Genomic DNA, 20,674 nt, shown 5'->3' with positions numbered 1-20,674 from the left:
GTACTCACTCTTTCATTTTAGGATCAAAGGCATCACGTAAGCCATCTGCTAATAAGTTGAAACCAATCATGATCACCGATAAAGTTGCTGCCGGAATCCATAATAGGTACGGCAAGTATAAGAATGTTTTGTATCCATCACTCAACATCGTTCCCAATGAAGCAGAAGGTGGTGTCAAGCCTAGGCCGATGAAACTTAAGAAAGCTTCGAAGAAAATCGCTGATGGGATACTGAACATCATTTGGATGATGATCACACTCGAAATGTTTGGCAAGATATGCTTGAAGGCGATCTTCCATTTGGATTCACCTAATGTCATTCCTGCTAACACATACTCTTGGTCTTTTAATTTCAATGTTTGCGCCCTGACGATCCGAGCCATCGGAATCCAGTTCGTGATCGCCATCGCTGCCACGATCGAGAAGATCCCTGGTTCAAAGACGACCAACATCAAAATCATCACGACTAAGTTAGGAATACCAGATAAGACCTCTAAGAAACGTTGCATCGCATTGTCCACACGACCACCTAATAAACCAGAGATCAAACCATAGGCAACACCGATCGTTACATCTAGTAACGCAGCGATGAAGGCAATCAGTAGAGAGATACGTGTTCCCATGAACAAACGACTTAACACATCACGACCTAGACCATCTGTTCCTAAAAAGTAGTTCACATCTGCAGGAACATTGGCTTGCGCATATTTATCGACTAACTCACCAGCAACCATTGCTTTTCCGTTTAGTCCGTCGATATTGATACCAGGAATACGTGGTGGTAAGTTGATGTAATCGACATTTTGAGCGGTTGGATCATGGGGTGAAACGAAAATCGTGATGATCGAGATAAAGATGATCACAATCAATAATCCCATGGAAATAACTGCCGCTTTGTTTTTCTTCAATCGACGCCAAGAATCCTGGATAAAATTCAGTGAAGGAGCTTCGATTTTTTCACGTTCTTCTTCTGTGTTTTTTTGTAACGGTAAAAATTCATCTGCAGGAATTTCTGCAATTGTTTCGTAGCGTTTAGGTATCAGTTCCATCTAGCTTCGACTCCCTTCAGAAACTCGGATTCTCGGATCAACTAGTCCGTACAATAGATCCACGACTAAAATAACTAAGATTAACATAAATGAATACAAGATCGTAACAGCCATGATCGTTGGATAGTCATTTGTTGTGATCGACTTAACGAATTGCTCACCGATCCCCGGAATAGCAAAGATATTTTCAACAACTAATGAACCGGTCATCAAAGCGACTGCTAATGGGCCTAACAAAGTCATCAACGGGATCAAACTATTACGTAGACCATGTTTAAAGGCAATTTCCCAACGACTCAAGCCTTTTGCTCGAGCCAATTCGACATAATCACTATGCAAGACTTCGACCATTTCTGTTCGGATGAATCTGGCAGAGTCGGCTAATGGCGACATGGCTAGTGCAATCGTTGGTAAGATCGTATACATGAACCCATCCCATTTTGCGATCGGCAATACACGAAATTGGATGGCAAAAATGTATTGTAACAATACAGCAAAAACAAAGTTAGGGATAGAACGTCCTAAGATCGCGACTAATGTAGAAGACGTATCGACCCATGTATTTTGTTTCATTGCTGAGATTGTTCCTAGGATCGTTCCAAAGAAAGTTCCGAAAATGATTGCTTGTAGACCAAGCTGTAATGAAGGTCCTACTCGTCCTGCTAATAAGTTAGCAACTGGTTGGTTTTTGAATTGGAAAGAGATACCAAAATCTCCTTGGATCAAATTAGAAAGATAGATCCCATATTGAACGATGACTGGTTTATCCAAACCAACTTGTTTGTTCAACATCTCAATTGTTTCAGGACTTAAACGTTCCTGGTTTGTGTAAGGTGTACCAGGCAATAATTGCATCAAAAAGAATGTGATGGTTGCAATCAACCATAGTGTGATCACCATAAAGAAGACGCGTTTTAATACATATTTTATATAACTATTCACGAATGTTTCCCCCTAGCTTTTGACTTCTGATCAATGTTTCGCTACATTATTTAATGAACCAATGATAAAGGAGCAAAATAATGAAAAAAAAATATCGTCCTTATTTGTTTGCCGGTTTAGTGATCGTCCTCGTGTTACTTAAAAATGTTTTGACTGATCAGTTGACCCTTCTTCAATTATCCAATGATTTATTTTTATGTGCGTTGCCGTTTTTGATTATCGGCGGATTTTTATGGGTGTTCTCCTCAGGTTTCTTTGATCACTTTCAACGTTCGTTTCACTTAGCACGAACAAGAAACCGGAAGGAAAAACCAGAATTTACTTCCCTATCTTCGGTCAGCTACGGTATGTATACCTTTTGGCTGATCATCGCTGGAATTTTGCTTGTGTTTTCGATTGTCTTTGCGCTCATCTCACTTGTCTAAATGAACGGCCAAAAGAATAACTAGGATCAGAAAATTGAGAGGTCTGGGATTTGTCAAACATCCCAGACGCTCTTTTTTCTTTTTAGGACAGATTATTCTTCAATATATGTCCATTTGTAATCCCATGATGCGCCAGCAGCATGATGAACGATACCTTTGACTTTTGGATTAACTAAATGACCTTCAGCTTTTTGATAAACTGGTGCGACACCCATATCTTCAGCGATGATTTTATTCGCTTCTTGTAAGTCAGCCCAACGCGCTTGTTCGTCACCTGCATCTTTAGAAGCAGATGCTTCAACGGCTTTGTCATAGTCTGCATTTGACCATTGACCACGGTTGTATGAATTGCCTGTTACAAATAAGTCAGTAAAGCTACTTGGGTCAGCATAGTCTGCGCCCCAACCACCTAATACTGTATCAAAATCACCAGATGATGAACGATCCAAACGAACTGAGAATGGTACTGGTGTAGGTTTTACTTTCACACCGTCAAGGTTTTCTTGGATAGAGTTTTGGATATATTCGATCACTTTTTTCGTTGAGTCATCATCTGATGCCATCAATTCAAATTCTAATGAGTCGATTCCTAATTCACTCTTCGCTTTTTCCCAATATTCTTTTGCTTTGTCTTGATCATATGATACTAATTCGCCGGCTTCTGCTGCGAAATCTTCATTTGTTTCAGGGTTCTTAGTCATGTCTGCAGGAATCAAACCTGTTGAAACAACTGAACCATCACCCATAACTTGTTTCACTAATGCTTCACGATTGATTGAATAAGAAATGGCTTTTCTTAAGTTCACATTTTTGAATGGTGAATCATCTTCTCTTTGATTGAACTCGATATAACTTGTACGTGCTTCTTTGACTGACGTATAAGCTGGATCATTCGCATTTTGTTGTGCTAACTCGCCTGATAAGATGACATCATCTGCTTGTCCATCTTTGAATAGATTCAATGCAGTAGAAGATTCTTTTACGACACTGACTTTGATTTCTGATAATTTAACTGCATCTTTATCCCAGTACTCTTCGTTTTTCTTGTACGTCCATTCAGTATCAGTACCTGGTCCATCAAAATCAGCTAAAGTAAATGGTCCATTGTATACTGCGTTGTCACTTGATGATGCGTACGCATCTCCATGTTCTTCAACCACTGCTTGACTTTGTGGGAAGAATGAAGGGAAAGCAAGTAAGTATTGGAAGTATGGTGTTTGTTTGGCTAATTTGATTTCCAATTCATAATCACCAACTGCTTTGATGCCTAATTCTGATTTGTCTTTGTCGCCTGCTGTGATTGCTTCAGCATTTTCAACTGGTGCAAAAAGATACGCATATTCTGATGCCGTCGCTGGATCTACCGTACGTTGCCAACCGTAAACATAATCAGCTGCTGTGACAGGCTCCCCATTTGACCATTTTGCGTCTTCACGCAATTTGACTTTATAAGTCAATCCATCTTCACTAACTTCAGCCAATTCACTCGCACCGGCTGGTTGAGGTTTACTATCTTCATCTAAACGATAGATTCCTTCATACACATTATTTAGTGCAGTAAAACTGATTGTATCTGTTGCAACCGATAAGTCGGCCGACGGCATTTCTTGAGGTACTACTAAGTTGAAGACGCCTCCTCCATCTGCTGATCCACTGCTTGAAGAACCACTACCACTTGTATCTGCACTGCTGCCACCATAACAACCAGCAAGTACAAGCCCACATAAGGCCACAACACCAAAAGTTAAATTCTTTTTCATCTTCCGTACCCCTTTATCGAAATTTTCAGAATAATTAGTATTTTCTGAGTTGTTTATGAGTTTAATGAATAATTATTAAAATTGCAACAGTTTTTTTCGCTTTTTCTAAAAAATAATGACTTTTCCATGAACGTTTTATTATTTTTTTCTGAAAAAATGAGATAAATCAAGGATTTTTATCTAATCCTCTTTCGAATAAAATAATCATAAAAAAATGGTCGTTATAGGAACGTTCGATATGAATGTTCGGTTTTTGCCACAAAAAAGAGCCTCCACACTAGGGGAGGCTCGCATGTTTTATTCGATTTAAAAAAAATCATTTTGGTGCTTCATTCATTGGTTTATTTCTCCAAGTCGTTTTGCCAGGATGATATCTGGTTGATTGATCCCATTTGCATCAGGAATCGCTCCAACGACTTGATAGCCCATTTTTTCATAAAATGTATAAGGATGCTTGTTGAAGGTTTCGATTGATTTCAGTTTATCTAACGGATGATCAAAAAGATCCGTATGACTAAGACTTGTGTCTCCATCCGTATCATCTGTTCCTAAATAAACCATCACACCACCTTTAGAGGCGATTTCTTTCTCAACATAATCAACTAAGCGGCTACCGATATACTGCTTTCGATAAGAAGTTTCTACTACTAGAGGGTGAATTTCCCAACCAGTCATTCCATACTGCGGAATCGCACCGATAAAACCAACCAAACGATCTTGTTCAACCGCTGAGACGGCGATTCGATCCGTCGCTAGTAGTTGCTCGACTTCTTTCATTGGTTGTTCACCGTAATCCTTCGGCCAAGTCAAACGCAAAAGGTCAGCTAACTGATCCTTCAATCCGATATTTCTACGATCAAATTCACTGATGATCATCCTATTCCCCTCCATTCCAATTTCAGCCTATTCTATCAGCCAAACGAGAAAAAGAGAAGGAAAGAAAACTTAACTTTAAGAATATTTATTTTGCTACAGTTTTTTCTTTTTTCATTTGTTTGCTACGCAATTGCCCACAAGCTGCATCAATATCTGTCCCATGCTCTTTGCGAATCACACAATTGATGCCGTTCTTTTTCAACACATCATAAAATTTCAATACATCCGCTTTTGGACTTCTTGAATATTGATCATGTTCACTTACTGGGTTGTAAGGAATCAAATTGACATAAGTTAATTTTTTCTTGTCTTTCAACAGATCAGCCAGTTGTTGCGCGTGTTCTGGACGATCATTTACTTGATTCAGCATGATGTATTCAAACGTGATCCGGCGATTGGTTTTCTCCAAGTACTCATCCACTGCTTCCATCAATTTTTCAATTGGGAAACGGCGATTGATACGCATCATAGACGTACGGACTTCATTATTTGGTGCATGTAATGATATCGCTAAGTTGACTTGTAATCCATTTTCAGCGAATTCTTTGATTTTGTTTGCCAACCCACTGGTTGACACCGTGATGTGACGAGCACCGATTGCTAAACCTTTGGCATCATTGATGATATGCAAGAAATCCATCACATTGTCGTAATTGTCGAACGGTTCACCGATCCCCATCACCACGACATGGGATACTCGTTCCCCCAGTTGACGTTCATCAAAGTAATGTTGGACCATCATGATCTGCGCTACGATCTCACCGGCTGTTAAGTCTCGGTTTTTCGTTAATAAACCACTGGCACAAAAAGTACAGCCAATGTTACATCCGACTTGTGTAGTTACACACACAGATAAGCCATATTCTTGTCTCATCAACACCGTTTCGATCATATTTTTATCTGGCAACTCAAACAAGTATTTGACTGTCCCATCACTTGCCTCTTGCACGATCACTTGTTTCAATGGATTGATCTCAAAGTTTTCTGATAGTTTTTCAATTAAACTTTTTGAAAGATTTGTCATTTCTTCAAAGCTTGTGACGCGCTTTTGATAGAGCCATTCCCATACTTGTGAGGCACGGAATTTCTTTTCACCATGTTCTAAAAACCAAGCAGTCAATTCTTTATTTGTTAAGCCATAAATGGATTGTTTTTCCACGATTATTCCCTCTTTTTTTCAAAGTATCGCTACATACTATAACTGATTCCCTATATTAATGCAATAGTTCACAAAAGAAACTAAATAATCGTTAAAAACTTGTACTAAATCTTATTTAGGTCATGCATGAGTATCATGCAACTCATCGTATTCTTCTACTGATTTTTCTGGATCTAAAATCATCCATTTAATAAAGATAAGCCCTAAAATCAACAAGGTTGCTGGAATGATCAAGAAAAAACTGAATAGCAGTGGGGAACCATAACCAATAGCAGAAATGATCAACCCGACTGTTTTTTTAGAATCTACTGCTTTTGAAAGCAATAAATATAAGGTTAAAGTGAAGCCGATCACGCAAATCATACTTAGGATCGACCAAAAAATAATTCCATAAAAATTCCCCCATAGACGTGTCACATAGACGAGAGGAACCAGACCTGACTGCTCTGCTACTCGGTTAAAGAAACCAAAAAGATAAATCACTGTTTGAACGATATTCAATATAAAAATAGTTTTGATCATTTTTTGATGCATATTGTTTTCTCCTTTCTAGTAGTAATAACCATCATAAATGTAAGGATCATAGTTATAAGAATCCCGGATAAAAGAATCACGAATATACCATAAGCTAGAAAGAATGAATACGACGAAAACAAGATATAAAAGGATGATCACAATTTGAATAATAAACATCGCTATGCCAGCTCGACTCCAAGTTTTTTGGACTTGTTTGAATGTTTCTACATCCGTATAGTTTCCATCTCTCCATGCCCACTCATTGCCTTTGAATCCGCAAATAAACACCCAAACAAGATTAAATAGTGGAATCAAACACAGTAATGGAAGATACGTTTTGTTCCCGATTCCCCAAATGATATTTAGAGAGAATGCTCCCCAGTTCCATTTTTTGATTTCTTGCGGTACTTCCTGATTGCCCCTTTGAAACTCAGAATTTGCCAAGCCGACTTGGGGTTCATCAAGCGTTGTTTTTTGTGTTTGGCTTGTTGATTGTATTGGTTCTTTGATCGGTTCTTTGATCGGTTCTTCGATTGGTTCTTCGACTAGTTCTTTCACTGGTTCTTCGTTCGGCTCGCTGATTGGTTCTTCGACTAGTTCTTTCACTGGTTCTTCGTTCGGTTCGCTGATTGGTTCTTCGTTCGGTTCGCTGATTGGTTCTTCCTGTAGCGCATTGACAGGTTTTTCGGGCACTTCATTCATTGTTTCTGTCAATTGTTCGTTCGTCATTTTTTGGGAAGCTTCATTTGATACTTGTTCAACCTTTTTGGTTTTCTCATCGTTCATTCAGTGAATCTCCTTTCATCTAAAAAACTATTGTGACTTTAAGCTTATCATTTTTTTAACATGAATAATTTTATAAAAATCGTTTTGTTACTGCCTGTTTTTTTCCATGAAAGATATTTTTTTGGACTAAACGCAAAATAAAAGCAAAAAATCCATTCGATAAGAACAGATTTCTTGCTTTCATTTTATATTTCCTGATTTTCAGATAATGGTTGCTCCATTGACTCTTCCACTTGCTCAATAAAAACTTTTCGAGGCTTACTGCCTTCTGAAGGGCCTACGACGCCGTGGGCCTCTAATTCATCGACTAAACGAGCTGCCCGATTGTAGCCGATTCTAAAACGACGTTGCAACAGAGAAATACTAGCGGTTTGCATTTCGATAACTAATGCTTTTGCCTCTTCAAATAGTTCATCTTGAGGTTGTTCAGCTGAACCAGCTGATTCAACTTCATCCGTTGGCATCATTTTTTCTTCGTAATTGGCTTCTTGTTGATCGGTGACAAAGTTAACCACACGTTCCACTTCATGGTCTGAAATGAAGGCGCCTTGAACACGGATCGGTTTGTTCTCACCCATTGGTAAGAAGAGCATGTCCCCTCGTCCTAAGAGCTTTTCCGCCCCATTAGAATCAATGATCGTTCGTGAGTCTGTTCCGCTGGAAACAGCAAACGCCATTCGTGAAGGCACATTGGCTTTGATGATCCCGGTGATAACATCCACACTTGGGCGTTGTGTCGCTAAGATCATATGGATACCTGCGGCACGAGCCATTTGCGCTAAACGGATGATTGCATCTTCGACTTCGTTGCTTGCAACCATCATTAGATCCGCCAATTCATCAACAATGACGACGATAAATGGTAAGGTCGGATGTTTGGTTCCATTTTCCAGATTTTTTTGTTGGACAAATTCATTGTACCCAGAGATATTTCTCACACCAGTTGCAGCAAACTTCTCATAACGTTCTTCCATTTCCTGAACGACTTTTTGCAACGCTTGTGCTGCTTTTCTAGGATTGGTCACAACTGGCGTCAATAAATGCGGAATACCATTATACATATTCAACTCAACCATTTTCGGGTCGATCATCATTAGTTTGACTTCATGAGGTTTTGCTCGCATCAAAATACTTGTAATGATCCCATTTATGGCTACAGACTTCCCACTACCAGTCGAACCAGCAACCAGCAAGTGAGGCATTTTCGATAGATCAGCCGTTTGGACACGACCCGAAACATCTCGTCCTAGAGGGACTTCCAATAGCTTGTCTGGATGATCCGGTTGGGCTTCGATGATCTCTCTAAACGAAACCATACTGATCTTGCTGTTCGGCACTTCGATCCCGATTAATGATTTCCCAGGGATCGGTGCTTCCATACGAACATCTTTTGCGGCTAAAGCTAAGGCAATATCATCCGTTAAACTAACGATTTTACTTACTTTTACTCCAACAGCTGGTTGGATCTCAAACTTCGTCACAGATGGTCCTAAACTCGCTTTGACGACTTTCGCATCGACACCAAAACTTTGGAAAGTTTGTTCTAACACGCCAATGTTCTTTTCGATTTTCTTGTACTCATCACTTTGATCCACGGTTTGCGCAGAGTCTAATAAATCGATTGAAGGTAGTTCGTATGCTTGATTTTCTTCTTCTGCTTCGATCTCAAATTCTAATGCAGTGCCATCATCTTCAAATAACTCATCTTCGGACGACTCTTGTGCTTGGGTCATTTCATCCTGTTTAGGAGGTTCCATAACAGGAGGTTGGACATTTCCTTGGAAACTGTCAATCGGCACAAAACTCAATTGTTCAGGTTCACTTTCTTCATAAATAGGAGAAGTTTCCTTTTGGACTTGATTCTTTTGACGAGTGGCTCGCTTTTGTTCCATTTCCGCAGCTTCAGCTTCGGCTGCTTCTTTCGCAGCAAGACGTTTCGCTTCCTTCGCTTCTGCTCGTTGCTTTTGCCGCTCTTCTTTCGCAGCTTGTTTACGTGCCTGTTTTTCTGGGTCGCCTTCTAACAGTTCTTGGAATCTATCTCCCATGACTTGTAAGGCATTCAATAATTGATGACTCTCAACATTACTAAATAATACTGCTCCGCCAAGAATCAATAAAACAGCTACGAAATAACTTCCCGGTTGAGCAATCAAAAAGAATGTCAGATTATAAATAAATGCGCCTAACATACCGCCACCGACATTCGTGGTGATTTGGCTTTGACGAATATCTGCCGATAGTAGATCCCAAGTCGTTCCAATGATATTGGGTTCTCCGCTGTCCAATTTTCCAAAAAGATTGGCATGTAAAAAGAGTAAGATACCTAAATAAAACAGACCGACTCCCAGCCAACGACGACTCTTACCCATCGTGAATTCTCTATTTTTGACCATGATCCAAAATCCTAAAACTGCTAATAATACACAGAGGATCTGATACGTATTTCCAGCGACTATGCGAAAGCCATTCGCCACTAAAATGCCTAAAAAGCCTAATTTCAAAAAGCCAAAGACGGCAAATAGTATAAAAGCAAAGCCAACACCGATCGCAATCATTTGCTCCTGCTGCTGTTTCTGTTTTTTTGTTTTTCTTTTCTTTTTAGCAGGACGTTTTTTCTTTGCCATGATTTATCCCTCTTTTCATCAAGTTCCATTATACAAAAAAAAGCAAGCGAACAAAAGTTTTGTTTGCTCGATTGCTGATTTTCTTTCATGATAAAAAAGAAGAGCAGGACTAAAGTCCTCTCTTCTTCTTCCATTATTCATCTTTTTATTGAGGGAATGGACAAAAGATACCCTCTACTCACCTATATTTGCGCCATTCTCACGAATCACTTGTTGGTACCAGTAATAGCTATCTTTTTTGTAGCGATCAAGTGACCCTTCTTGTGTTTCATCCTGATCTACATAAACGAAGCCATAGCGCTTTTGGTAGCCATTTAACCAGCTCAGCAAATCTGTGTATGACCATGTGCAATAGCCCAAGACTTCTGCACCATCTGAAATAGCTTCTTTGATGGCTTTGACATGACTCTCCAAGTAGTTGATACGGTAGTCATCGTGGATCTTTTTATCCTCTGTCAATTTGTCATATTCACCTAAACCATTTTCCGTGATCAACACAGGGATACGATAGCGACTCGTGATTCGTCGCAAAGCAATACGTAAACCTTCTGGATCGATTTCCCAATCCCAATTTGTACGTTCGACAAATGGGTTTTCTACTTTTTTGTACATGCCAGGCACGCCGGTTTCTTCTGATGAGCCTTTTTTACCTGTAGTATTCATCTTACCAGCGCCGACACCATCTAATGGATTAAAGGCGTTCGTTGCTGTTTGGTAGTAGTTGATGCCTAAAAAGTCAGGTTTCGCAGAGGCTAATAGCTCCTCATCACCTTCTTCGATCGTTGGCGCCCACCCTTGTTCTTCCAAGAATTTCATCGCAGCGATTGGATATTTGCCCCACATATAAACATCCATCCAATAATGTGCCATCAAATCTTCCGCATTTTCAGCAGCCAAAATGTTCTTTGGATCACTGTCGATCGGATAGTTTGGCGTATACGCAAAACTTGGTCCGATTTTCCCAGGCATATCCATTTCATGGAATGCATTGATCACTGCTGCATTAGCTAAGTTGGCAATATGGTTCACTTGATACATTCGTTTTGGATCAGTCACTCCTGGAGGATGTACCGCTAATAAATAACCGAGTGAAGTGAAAATATTTTGCTCGTTCAAACTCACCCAATAGTGGACTTTGCCACGAAATGCTTCGAATAAGGTTTTTGCATAGTTCGTAAAATCTTCGATGATCTGACGAGATTCCCACCCTTGGTATTCATCTTGCAACGCTTGTGGCAGATCCCAATGATACAATGTCAACATTGGTTCAATGTCGTGTTTGATCAATTCATCGATCAAATCCATATAGAAAGCTAAGCCTTCTTGATTGATCTCGCCGCGGCCATTTGGAAAAATACGTGTCCAAGCCACAGAGAAGCGATACGTTTTCAAACCTTGTTCTTTCATTAAGGCAATATCTTCTTTATAACGATGATAATGATCAACAGCTAGGTCGCCATTTGTTCCTTTAAATGTCTTACCTGGAATACGAACAAAGCGATCCCAAACGGACTCACCTTTTCCGCCTTCTTGCCATGCACCTTCTACTTGATAGGCAGCTGAAGCAGATCCCCAAAGAAAATCATCAGGAAATGCTGTTAATTTTTGGTGTTCCATGAACATCTTCCTTTCCTAGTTCAATCTTTACCTCTTTAGAATAACACGAAACCCTTTTCATTACCAAGTAGATTTTTGACATTTATAAACAAAAGTCTAGTCATTTTAAAAATAAGTCCAAAACAAACAAAAATAGTGGAGCAGCAGATGCTGTTCCACTATTCTGACTTCCCCTATGATTCGATCCTTCCTGTCATCCTGTCACCTATTCTGGTGTGACATCTTCACCAAACCACTTCTCTGAGATCTTTTTAAATTTTCCGTTTTCAACCAATTCGGCTATGCCATCATTGACTTTTTCCACAAGTATTTCGTCATTTTTTCGCGCACCGACAGCAAAATCTTCTCCATCAAAGTCCCCTTTGATCACATTGAAATTATCTAATTCGTCTCGTATGTTCAAAAAATACTCGGCATAGACTTTGTCGATCAACACACCATCTGTACGGCCACTTTTCAAATCGATCAATGCTTCATTAAAGCTGGCGTACAAAACTGCATCTTGATTTTTCACATAGTCTTTGAGTATTTCTGGATGTCTGACAAACATATCATAACCAGAAGAACCGTTTTGTGCGCCTAAGATTTTGTCTTGCATTTGTTCAAAGCTTGTAATGCCAGAAGTTTTTGGTGTGATCAACACTTGATCATTTTTCATATATGGTTTTGTAAACAAGACTTTTTCTTCACGTTCTGGCGTTTTTGAATACCCGTTCCAGATCAGATCAATTGTTCCGTTGTTTAATTCGAATTCCTTCATTGACCAGTCAATTGGTTGGAACTCAACAGTAATGCCATATTCATCAAAGACAGCTTTCGCTAACTCAATATCAAATCCTGTCAGTTTGCCATCCTTATCACGAAAACCCATTGGTACAAAGCTATCGTCTAGCCCTACGATAATCTTTTTTTCTTGATTGATTCTTGACCAGCTTTCTGTCGCTGTCCGCTCATTCGTGCAGCCAGTTAAAAAGAAAAAACCAATCAAAGATAAAATCAAAAAGCTGAATTTTTTCATTTTCTCCCCACCGCTTTCCTACTTACTTGGCATAACTTTGATCAATTGATCCCCAACGTTTTCAGCAAAGACTAAATCGTGGGTCACGATGATTTGGGTCACGCCTTCTTCTTTTAATGAAAGAATCAACTTCTCTACTTGTTGGCGTAACTCCGGATCTAATGCACTTGTCGGTTCATCATAAGCTAACACTCGTGGGTTCATCGCTAAGGCACGAGCAATGGCCACACGTTGTTTTTGTCCTCCAGATAATTGATAAGGATAATTTCCTAATAAATCACGAATCCCTAATGAGTCCGCTAATTCCTCCGCCTTTTTCGTGTATTCTTCTTTACTTTGTTTCAACACCATTTTAGGCGCTAAAGTAATATTGTCAAAAATACTCAAGTGTGGGAAAAGCTGGAAATCTTGAAACACGACGCCTACCACTTGTTCTTCTGTTTTCAATTCAAAAGGGTCAAATTTCGTGCCATCTAGGTAAAACTCACCACTGTCAGCTTTTTCTAAACCGGCTAAAATCCGTAACATCGTTGTTTTACCGCCTCCTGACGGTCCGCCGATCGCTAATGTTTGTCCTTCCGGTATTACTAAATCAAAATCTTTGATCACTTGTTTGTCACCAAATGATTTACTAATCTTTTTTAATTCAATCATCGCTGTTCCCTCCTCGTTTCTTAGCGGTAATAATTTAATTTTTCTTCAATTTGCTTCAACACGATCGTCAGCACTCCTGTTAGTGCGAGATAGATCAGTGCCACGCCAAGCAATGGAAGTAAACTTGCATCTCTCTCCATCGCGATCTTACCAGCTCGCATCACATCACCTAAACCTAAGATGTAGATCAACGAAGAATCTTTCACTAGATTGATGACTTCATTGCCGACAGAAGGTAACACGATTTTTGTTACTTGCGGAATAATGATTCTTGTCACTGTTTGGAAAGGACTCAACTGTAAGACTTGAGCTGCTTCATACTGCCCTTTAGGGATCGACTGGATACCACCGCGGAAAATCTCAGCAAAATAGGCAGCATAATTTAAAATGAATGCGATCAAAGCAGCTTCGAAGCGATCAAACACGATCCCGATCGTTGGCAAGCCGTAGAACACGAAAATCAATTGTAATAATAGCGGTGTTCCTCGCATGATCCAGACATACGTTTGTAGGAAATAACGGATCGGTTTAAAATGTAACGACAACCCTAAGGCTAAAATAATGCCTAATGGCAAAGAACCAATCAAGGTAAAGGCAAATAATTTCAAGGTTGTCAGCGCCCCTACTAACAACTGTGGCATCACTTCTAATAAATCATTCATTTTCTTTTCCTCCTCTTTTCTTTAAAGGGGTACATTGTTAGCTGTCCCTTCCAACCACATGAAAAACAAAAAAAGTCCTTTGATCCGAAGACCAAAGGACGCAAAATACGTGGTTCCACCTTTTTTTATTAGTTTCTCGCAAAACTAACCTTATCTGGTCGTCTAACAACGACCGCAGCTATAACGGGCTTCCCGGATTTTCTTACTGGCTGTTCAGAAAATCGACTCCAAGATGTGTTTCACAATCAGTTATTGCCTCTTCTCACCAACCAGAGACTCTCTTCAAACACTTAATTGCTACTCTTCTTTTCGATGTCTTTTATTTAACTTAATGAGTAATTTACCTGATTCATTTTTATTTGTCAATCTTTTTTGTGCTAAAATAAATAAAAAATGAATGGAGGATTGTTTTTTATGTGTCATGCCACGAAACAAGAGGCCTATGAATTGCTTGATCTATTGGCAATCAATTACCAAGAAGTGAATCATCCAGCCATTACTTCTGTCAAAAATCTATCTTTTACTTTACCAGGTCCACAAGTCAAAAATCTTTTGGTCAAATCAAAGAAAGGCAAACAAATTTATTTTGTCGTCTTACCTGATGAAAAACAAGCCGACTTGAAATTATTGGCAGAACAGTTGAATGAAAAACGATTATCGTTTGTGTCAGAAGAACAAGTCAAACAGTTGTTGCATGTTCCGCCAGGCACCGTCAATCCATTTGCCTTAGTCAACGATTTAGAAAACGAGATCCAAGTAGTAATTGACTCCTCGATCGATCGCAAAGATACCGTCGGCTTTCATCCAAATAGCAACACCAGCACCATCATATTTCCCTTTGCAGATTTTGAACGACTACTCGCTCATGTGGATCATCTGCCAAGGTATGAAGTCTTGTAACTTAATTATCCTTCATCGCAGCTTTTAAGGCTGCTGCTAATGGGCTTTCTTCCGGTTCTTCTGCTTGAGAATATTTCTTCATCAAGCGACGTTCTTCATGTTTTGTCATTTTTTTCTTCTGCTCTTTTTTCCCTAGCATCTTCTCTGTCGTCCCGTCAAATTTACAACGGAAGTAAGCGCCATTTTTGCCTTCAATGATCTCCATTTTGCGGTGACATTGTGGGCAACGATGGTTAGAGACTTTCGGATCTTTCCGACGACGATAGCTACAATCTTGATTCGTACACACATAGATTTTGCCATCTTTTGTGTTCTTCTCACGAAGATTCGAGCCACAATCCGGACATTTCTTTTGGGTAATCGAAAAGTCTTGGTATTCTTGCTTACTTGTTTTGATTTCTTGAACAAGTCGCTTCGTTTCTTTTTCGATGGATTGTAAAAAGACGTTGGCTTGTTTTTTTCCAAGCGCGATCGCTTCTAGATCTCTTTCCCAACTTTCAGTCAAATCTGGTGTCACAAGCGATGGATTGACCAGTTCTAACAACTGCTTGCCCTTCGGTGAGACTTGTAAGCCTTGCGGTGTGCGTTCCATTAATTCGGATTTGATCAACTTTTCAATGATCTCCGCACGAGTCGCGGGCGTGCCTAAACTGTGTTTTTCCATTAAGCCTAGCAGACTTGCTTCCGTCAAAGGTTTCGGCGGTGCTGACAATTCTTTTTTGATCGTAAAATCAGGTTGGATACGCATGTCTTTTTTCCAGTCAAACGAATCCACATGACTTTCAGCAGAGGTTTTCCAACCAGCTTCCAACACCCGGTTTTGGCGGAAAACAAATTGTTCGTTCCCAAATACGACAGTGATTTTCGTTTGACTGATTTTATGTGGTTCTGCAAACAAGCCTAAGAAACGTGTCACGATCATTTGATAGATTTTTTGTTCTTCGTTGCTTAATTTTTCATAGCGTGGACGATTTTCCGTCGGCAACAAGGCATGGTGATCTGTTACTTTATTATCTTGGAAGACACTTGTTTGACGAACCACTGCACCATTTTTCAAATAAGTTTTCACTTCTGGTGCAAAATCGCTGATGGCTTGAAGTCTTTCTTTCATCGTACTTTTCATATCATTCGTCAAATATTTACTATCTGTTCGTGGATACGTGACGATCTTGTGCGTTTCATATAAACTTTGGACAAGACCCAACGTTTTCTTTGCAGAATAGCCATAACGTTGGTTGGCTTCTCGTTGGATCTCCGTTAGATCATAAGGCAGAGGAGCTTTTTCTGTCTTTGTTTTTTCTTCAATGTTGACTACTGTTCCCTTACTCTGACTAAGGGTTTTAACAAACGCTTGGGCTTCTTCATGGGATTTCAAAGCAAATTGGTTTTTTTGGACCATTTTTGCTTGTTCATTGCCGACTGTCAATGAAATCGTAAAATACGTTTGTGGTCGGAATGATTCGATTTTCTTTTCCTGATTACGCACTAAAGCTAAGGTTGGGGTTTGTACCCGACCCGCTGATAAATTGTCTTGATATTTTACTGTCAGCGCACGTGTCACATTCAATCCGACCAACCAATCTGCTTTTGCCCTAGCCAAAGCAGACTCATAAAGCGCATCATAGCTTTTAGCTGGTTTCAATTGGCTGAAACCTGTCTTGATCGCTTTGTCCGTCTGAGAGGAGATCCACAAACGTTTCACCGGCTTATTGAAGTGAACATATTCCAAGATCCAACGTGCAACGAGTTCTCCTTCACGTCCGGCATCTGTCGCGATCACTGCTTCTGAAACATCTTTACGACCAGCCAATTGCTTGATGGCTTTCAATTGATGACCAGTTTTTGGTAATGGTTTGATCCCTAGTTTTTTAGGGATCATCGGCAAGGTTTCCATCTGCCAGCTTTGCCATTCCTTATTCAGATCTTCTGGCATCTTTAGACCTAATAAATGACCAAGGGCCCAAGTCACGATCACCTTGGGTCCTTCGTAATAGTTTTTGTGTTTTTGATTAGCACCAAGCACCTTGCTTAGGTCTTTCGCAACGCTTGGCTTTTCCGCTAGAATTAGTTGTTTCATAAAAATCCTTTCTGCTTTCCAAAGTGATCGGTTGATAATCTTTCAGCAAAGCAAGTCCTTTGTATTGCTGCAAATCATCATCACATTCTTCACACCAGCGCTCATCGCCATCATTCCAAAAGGCGCTTAGAAAATTATTTTTGGCATGGATATACTCATAGTTGTTTTTAATGGCTAGCCATTTTTCTTCATAGTTTTGTTGTGCTTCTTCGAAAGAGGAGAAAGTTTCCTCCATTTGAATATCTTCTTGCCAATCTTCAAAGAACCACCAAGGCTCATTGTCACCGAACATTGTAATTACTTGATACATACATGCGCTCCTTTTCTCAGATCATCTTAAAAACATATTAGTCACTTTCCAAGAAAGTTGCAAGAAATTTTGCTTAAAAGGGGCATTTTATGAATGTTCAGAAAATTAATTTAAATGATGCCTTTTATTTTATTGGTAAAGTTGCAATAAAGTCGTCGATCATCCAGACATAACTTTCTTCTGGAGAAACATTCGGTTCATTGGTAAAGTACCCTAAAAAACGTAACGAAAGATAGCCATGGATCATACTTCGCAGTTCTCGACTTCGATGCACCTTTTCTTCTTTCGACAAAGAAAAAGCGTCAAATATTTGCAAAATGATTTGGTTCGTTTCGTGTATTCCCTCTAATAAAATTTCTTCATTCGTATGTGGTACACTGATCAGCAGTTCATAGACTGCCTGATTTTGAAACGCAAATGACTGATAAGTTTGCGCATACGCTTGGATCGCTTCTCCCTTACTTTTCCCAACTAACACTCGACGTAATTGATCATTTAACTCCGTTAAAAGTTTCGCAGTCAACGCCGTTTTCACTTCCCGAATGTTTTTGAAGTGGTTATAAAGCGACGGTGATTTGATATTCAATGCCTTAGCTAAATGTTGAAAAGTGATTTGCTGTACAGCCATCTCTTCTGCCAATTCTCGAAAGCAGTCGATGATTTTCTCTTGTGACAGCGTTCGTTTTTTCATTTGATTTCCCCTCTTATGGACTAAACTCAATCCTTTTAAGTTTACCATGAAAGACGAAGAGAAAAAAGACTTGTTGTTGATAAACTACACATTGTAGTTTATAATAAATGATTGTAGATGAAAATTTTCAGAAAGAAGGCTTTAATTGTGGTGTCAAGGGTAAAAGAGGCAGTATTCAGAAAAAGAGAAACTTGGGAGAAAAACCTAGTGGTTTTGTGGTTTGGTACATTTATGGCAGGGATTGGGTTTAGTCTAGTGATGCCTTTTATGTCGCTTTACATAGATACGTTAGGAAATTACAGTACGTCACAATTGAACTTTTGGAGTGGCTTGACCTTCTCCTCTACATTCCTTGTTACTACCTTGATTTCTCCATGGTGGGGACGACTTGCCGATCAAAAAGGCCGAAAGTTGATGCTGTTGCGCGCTTCTCTAGGGATGGCGGTAGTGATTTCCTTGATGGGTCTAGTAACCAGCGTGTATCAATTAGTCGCATTACGTCTGTTGCAGGGGATTTTTTCCGGCTATATCAGTAACGCTACAGCTTTAGTCGCCACTGGTACTCCAAGAGAAAAAAGTGGACAAGTACTTGGCACTTTGGCGACCGGCTCTGTGACCGGAACATTGCTTGGTCCTTTACTTGGCGGACTTTCTGCTTCTGCTTTTGGGTATCGCCCTACCTTCTTTATTACTGGGACAATTTTGTTCTTCGTTTTCTTACTTAGCTTATTTTTTGTCCATGAACAATTTGTGCCAGTAGAAAAAGGCGAGTTGGTTTCTGCTAAACAAATTTTCCGTGACCTGAAATACCCACATGTCGTCATCGGTATGTTTATTACCACAATGATCATTCAAGCATCAAATAATTCGATCAGTCCGATCATTAGTTTATATATCCGGCAATTATTACATGGACATGGCAACGTCACGTTGATCAGCGGAATCATTGCTTCTATTCCTGGGATTGCCACCCTGATAGCCGCTCCTCGTTTCGGACGCTTAGGCGATAGGATCGGAAGTGAACGAATCTTAGCCATCGGATTAGGCTTCGCTTTGATCGTCTACATCCCAATGGCTTTCGTAACGAATGTATGGCAACTTGCAGGACTACGATTTTTGATCGGGATCTCAGACGCTTGCCTCCTTCCTGCGGTCCAAGCATTGATCACTAAATACTCTCCCCCACAAGCTGCCGGAAGAATCTTTAGTTACAACCAATCCTTCCAAGCCACTGGAAATGTCGTTGGCCCCTTGATCGGTTCAAGCGTTTCAAGTATCTTCGGTTATCGTGGTGTCTTTTTATCCACCTCCTTACTTGTACTCGCAAACTTTGTGCTGGTTCGCCATAATACGAAGGAGATCCATAAGCAGGAAGAAACAAGCAATGGTCATGCTTTTGTCAATAAATAGCAAAAAAGCCACAGGATTCGTAAAAAAATCCTGTGGCTTTTTTAGATTATCTTAGACGTATTGCAAAACTTTCGCTTCTTGATACGCATGATCGATCAATCCGCCCCCTAGACATTCCATTCCGTCATAAAAAACAACGGCTTGTCCTGGTGTGATTGCGCGTACGGGTTCGTCGAAGATGACTTCTGCGCGATTATTTTCTAATAAGCGTACAGTTACCGGTACATCTTGTTGACGGTAACGGAATTTCGCTGTACATTTGAATTCTTTTGGCATTGGTTCATTCGTTGTAAAATGGATTTCGCTTGCATCTAAACTGGTTGCATACAATGCAGGATGATGGAACCCTTGTCCAACATATAACGTGTTCGTCGCAAGATCTTTTCCAACCACGAACCAAGGTTCTTGTGAATCGCCACCGCCGCCGATGCCTAAGCCTTGGCGTTGTCCGATCGTGTAGTACATCAAACCAGCATGTTCACCTTTGACTTCACCGTCAAGGGTCACCATATTGCCTTTTTTAGCTGGTAAATAGTTACTTAAAAATTGTTTGAAATTCTTTTCGCCGATAAAACAGATACCTGTTGAATCTTTTTTCTTCGCCGTTGCTAGCCCGGCACGTTCTGCGATCGCACGTACTTCTGATTTTTCCATACCGCCTAACGGAAACATCGTTTTTGCTAACTGTTCTTGTGACAATTGGCTAAGGAAATACGTTTGGTCTTTGTTATTATCGACCCCACGCAACATATGTGACACGCCATTTTCATCACGTGTGACTTGCGCATAATGGCCAGTAGCAACATATTCCGCTCCTAAGTCCATTGCATAGTCTAAGAATGCTTTAAATTTGATTTCCTTATTGCACATTACATCTGGGTTCGGGGTACGTCCTGCACGATATTCTGCTAAGAAATATTCAAACACACGGTCCCAATATTCCTTTTCAAAATTAACCGAGTAATAAGGAATCCCGATTTGGGCAGCGACTTTCGCTACATCCTTGTAATCTTCCGTCGCCGTACAGACGCCATTTTCATCGGTATCATCCCAGTTTTTCATAAAGATCCCGATTACATCATAGCCTTGTTCCTTTAACAAAAGTGCTGTTACAGATGAGTCAACACCGCCACTCATCCCAACGACAACGCGTGTTTTGCTGTTGTCTGTCATGGTATCACCATCATTTCAATTAGATT

At 40.0% G+C, this 20,674-nt stretch carries 19 protein-coding genes and 1 other annotated feature; of the genes, 3 read left to right on the top strand and 16 right to left on the bottom strand.

Going from position 1 to position 20,674, the window contains the following annotated elements; translation table 11 throughout:
- Positions 1 to 4: 4 nt before the first annotated feature.
- Together IGJ19_RS03215 and opp3b are read right to left on the bottom strand one after the other, a co-directional pair.
- Positions 5 to 1,048 (bottom strand): ABC transporter permease, encoded by a 1,044-nt coding sequence (locus IGJ19_RS03215; RefSeq protein ID WP_019722499.1) that lies wholly within the window; start codon positions 1,046 to 1,048, stop codon positions 5 to 7.
- Positions 1,049 to 1,990 carry an oligopeptide ABC transporter permease gene (gene opp3b, locus IGJ19_RS03210; RefSeq protein ID WP_019722500.1) on the bottom strand — a complete coding sequence of 314 codons (942 nt, stop codon included), beginning with the start codon at positions 1,988 to 1,990 and terminating at the stop codon, positions 1,049 to 1,051.
- 80 nt (positions 1,991 to 2,070) lie between these two features.
- Between opp3b and IGJ19_RS03205 the strand changes: the two genes are divergently transcribed.
- The gene (locus IGJ19_RS03205; protein WP_071866642.1) at positions 2,071 to 2,415 is read left to right on the top strand and encodes a DUF3899 domain-containing protein; all 345 of its coding nucleotides are present in this window, start codon (positions 2,071 to 2,073) and stop codon (positions 2,413 to 2,415) included.
- A gap of 92 nt (positions 2,416 to 2,507) precedes the next feature.
- Here the strand turns inward: IGJ19_RS03205 and IGJ19_RS03200 are convergent, their stop codons facing one another.
- The 10 genes from IGJ19_RS03200 to IGJ19_RS03155 form a co-directional block, all read right to left on the bottom strand.
- Positions 2,508 to 4,175 carry a peptide ABC transporter substrate-binding protein gene (locus tag IGJ19_RS03200; RefSeq protein WP_010736156.1) on the bottom strand — a complete coding sequence of 556 codons (1,668 nt, stop codon included), beginning with the start codon at positions 4,173 to 4,175 and terminating at the stop codon, positions 2,508 to 2,510.
- A gap of 333 nt (positions 4,176 to 4,508) precedes the next feature.
- The gene (gene aac(6'), locus IGJ19_RS03195; RefSeq protein WP_071866643.1) at positions 4,509 to 5,051 is read right to left on the bottom strand and encodes an aminoglycoside N-acetyltransferase AAC(6')-Ii; all 543 of its coding nucleotides are present in this window, start codon (positions 5,049 to 5,051) and stop codon (positions 4,509 to 4,511) included.
- Between the two features lie 85 nt (positions 5,052 to 5,136).
- On the bottom strand, positions 5,137 to 6,210 hold the full coding sequence (rlmN, locus tag IGJ19_RS03190; protein ID WP_010736158.1) for a 23S rRNA (adenine(2503)-C(2))-methyltransferase RlmN: 1,074 nt from the start codon (positions 6,208 to 6,210) through the stop codon (positions 5,137 to 5,139).
- Positions 6,211 to 6,330: 120 nt separating this feature from the next.
- The gene (locus tag IGJ19_RS03185) at positions 6,331 to 6,744 is read right to left on the bottom strand and encodes a hypothetical protein (protein WP_074800641.1); all 414 of its coding nucleotides are present in this window, start codon (positions 6,742 to 6,744) and stop codon (positions 6,331 to 6,333) included.
- Between the two features lie 15 nt (positions 6,745 to 6,759).
- Positions 6,760 to 7,170: a ribonuclease G gene (locus IGJ19_RS03180; protein WP_086335207.1), complete on the bottom strand. Its 411-nt coding sequence runs from the start codon at positions 7,168 to 7,170 to the stop codon at positions 6,760 to 6,762.
- A 527-nt stretch (positions 7,171 to 7,697) separates the two neighbouring features.
- Complete coding sequence (locus tag IGJ19_RS03175; protein WP_071866646.1) at positions 7,698 to 10,136, bottom strand: DNA translocase FtsK; 2,439 nt, start codon at positions 10,134 to 10,136, stop codon at positions 7,698 to 7,700.
- A gap of 174 nt (positions 10,137 to 10,310) precedes the next feature.
- Positions 10,311 to 11,753, bottom strand: coding sequence for a glycoside hydrolase family 1 protein (locus IGJ19_RS03170; protein ID WP_065096128.1), 1,443 nt, complete (start codon positions 11,751 to 11,753; stop codon positions 10,311 to 10,313).
- 205 nt (positions 11,754 to 11,958) lie between these two features.
- On the bottom strand, positions 11,959 to 12,771 hold the full coding sequence (locus tag IGJ19_RS03165) for an amino acid ABC transporter substrate-binding protein (RefSeq protein WP_074800632.1): 813 nt from the start codon (positions 12,769 to 12,771) through the stop codon (positions 11,959 to 11,961).
- 18 nt (positions 12,772 to 12,789) lie between these two features.
- The gene (locus IGJ19_RS03160; protein WP_010736165.1) at positions 12,790 to 13,425 is read right to left on the bottom strand and encodes an amino acid ABC transporter ATP-binding protein; all 636 of its coding nucleotides are present in this window, start codon (positions 13,423 to 13,425) and stop codon (positions 12,790 to 12,792) included.
- A gap of 20 nt (positions 13,426 to 13,445) precedes the next feature.
- The gene (locus IGJ19_RS03155) at positions 13,446 to 14,087 is read right to left on the bottom strand and encodes an amino acid ABC transporter permease (protein ID WP_071866648.1); all 642 of its coding nucleotides are present in this window, start codon (positions 14,085 to 14,087) and stop codon (positions 13,446 to 13,448) included.
- Positions 14,088 to 14,178: 91 nt separating this feature from the next.
- Positions 14,179 to 14,409: a binding site (T-box leader), on the bottom strand.
- Positions 14,410 to 14,501: 92 nt separating this feature from the next.
- Between IGJ19_RS03155 and IGJ19_RS03150 the strand changes: the two genes are divergently transcribed.
- Positions 14,502 to 14,987: a prolyl-tRNA synthetase associated domain-containing protein gene (locus IGJ19_RS03150; RefSeq protein ID WP_074800628.1), complete on the top strand. Its 486-nt coding sequence runs from the start codon at positions 14,502 to 14,504 to the stop codon at positions 14,985 to 14,987.
- Between the two features lies 1 nt (position 14,988).
- Here IGJ19_RS03150 and IGJ19_RS03145 read toward each other — a convergent pair whose 3' ends face one another.
- The 3 genes from IGJ19_RS03145 to IGJ19_RS03135 all read right to left on the bottom strand — a co-directional run bounded on the left by IGJ19_RS03145 (position 14,989) and on the right by IGJ19_RS03135 (position 18,065).
- A complete protein-coding gene (locus tag IGJ19_RS03145) occupies positions 14,989 to 17,064 on the bottom strand; it encodes a DNA topoisomerase III (RefSeq protein ID WP_430604407.1) in 2,076 nt (691 codons plus the stop codon).
- The gene (locus tag IGJ19_RS03140) at positions 16,997 to 17,374 is read right to left on the bottom strand and encodes a DUF1033 family protein (RefSeq protein ID WP_074800622.1); all 378 of its coding nucleotides are present in this window, start codon (positions 17,372 to 17,374) and stop codon (positions 16,997 to 16,999) included. The genes IGJ19_RS03145 and IGJ19_RS03140 overlap by 68 nt, the downstream gene beginning before the upstream one ends.
- Before the next feature lie 124 nt (positions 17,375 to 17,498).
- Positions 17,499 to 18,065 carry a TetR/AcrR family transcriptional regulator gene (locus IGJ19_RS03135; protein WP_010736170.1) on the bottom strand — a complete coding sequence of 189 codons (567 nt, stop codon included), beginning with the start codon at positions 18,063 to 18,065 and terminating at the stop codon, positions 17,499 to 17,501.
- Positions 18,066 to 18,212: 147 nt separating this feature from the next.
- Between IGJ19_RS03135 and IGJ19_RS03130 the strand changes: the two genes are divergently transcribed.
- Positions 18,213 to 19,475 (top strand): multidrug efflux MFS transporter, encoded by a 1,263-nt coding sequence (locus tag IGJ19_RS03130; protein ID WP_195514301.1) that lies wholly within the window; start codon positions 18,213 to 18,215, stop codon positions 19,473 to 19,475.
- A gap of 51 nt (positions 19,476 to 19,526) precedes the next feature.
- Here the strand turns inward: IGJ19_RS03130 and mnmA are convergent, their stop codons facing one another.
- Positions 19,527 to 20,648 (bottom strand): tRNA 2-thiouridine(34) synthase MnmA, encoded by a 1,122-nt coding sequence (gene mnmA, locus IGJ19_RS03125; RefSeq protein ID WP_066025126.1) that lies wholly within the window; start codon positions 20,646 to 20,648, stop codon positions 19,527 to 19,529.
- Positions 20,649 to 20,674 lie beyond the last annotated feature (26 nt).

It is taken from the genome of Enterococcus sp. DIV1368b, assembly GCF_050529595.1.
GTDB lineage: Bacteria > Bacillota > Bacilli > Lactobacillales > Enterococcaceae > Enterococcus_B > Enterococcus_B mundtii.
The sequence above is the reverse complement of the archived record's forward strand: the minus strand, read 5'-3'. Positions and strand labels throughout refer to the sequence as shown.

Coding starts and splice junctions, on each gene's coding strand:
- IGJ19_RS03215 (WP_019722499.1), bottom strand. CDS start 1,048: ATGGAACTGATACCTAAACGCTACGAAACAATTGCAGAAATTCCTGCA.
- IGJ19_RS03205 (WP_071866642.1), top strand. CDS start 2,071: ATGAAAAAAAAATATCGTCCTTATTTGTTTGCCGGTTTAGTGATCGTC.
- IGJ19_RS03200 (WP_010736156.1), bottom strand. CDS start 4,175: ATGAAAAAGAATTTAACTTTTGGTGTTGTGGCCTTATGTGGGCTTGTA.
- IGJ19_RS03185 (WP_074800641.1), bottom strand. CDS start 6,744: ATGCATCAAAAAATGATCAAAACTATTTTTATATTGAATATCGTTCAA.
- IGJ19_RS03175 (WP_071866646.1), bottom strand. CDS start 10,136: ATGGCAAAGAAAAAACGTCCTGCTAAAAAGAAAAGAAAAACAAAAAAA.
- IGJ19_RS03170 (WP_065096128.1), bottom strand. CDS start 11,753: ATGGAACACCAAAAATTAACAGCATTTCCTGATGATTTTCTTTGGGGA.
- IGJ19_RS03165 (WP_074800632.1), bottom strand. CDS start 12,771: ATGAAAAAATTCAGCTTTTTGATTTTATCTTTGATTGGTTTTTTCTTT.
- IGJ19_RS03160 (WP_010736165.1), bottom strand. CDS start 13,425: ATGATTGAATTAAAAAAGATTAGTAAATCATTTGGTGACAAACAAGTG.
- IGJ19_RS03155 (WP_071866648.1), bottom strand. CDS start 14,087: ATGAATGATTTATTAGAAGTGATGCCACAGTTGTTAGTAGGGGCGCTG.
- IGJ19_RS03150 (WP_074800628.1), top strand. CDS start 14,502: ATGTGTCATGCCACGAAACAAGAGGCCTATGAATTGCTTGATCTATTG.
- IGJ19_RS03145 (WP_430604407.1), bottom strand. CDS start 17,064: ATGAAACAACTAATTCTAGCGGAAAAGCCAAGCGTTGCGAAAGACCTA.
- IGJ19_RS03140 (WP_074800622.1), bottom strand. CDS start 17,374: ATGTATCAAGTAATTACAATGTTCGGTGACAATGAGCCTTGGTGGTTC.
- IGJ19_RS03135 (WP_010736170.1), bottom strand. CDS start 18,065: ATGAAAAAACGAACGCTGTCACAAGAGAAAATCATCGACTGCTTTCGA.
- mnmA (WP_066025126.1), bottom strand. CDS start 20,648: ATGACAGACAACAGCAAAACACGCGTTGTCGTTGGGATGAGTGGCGGT.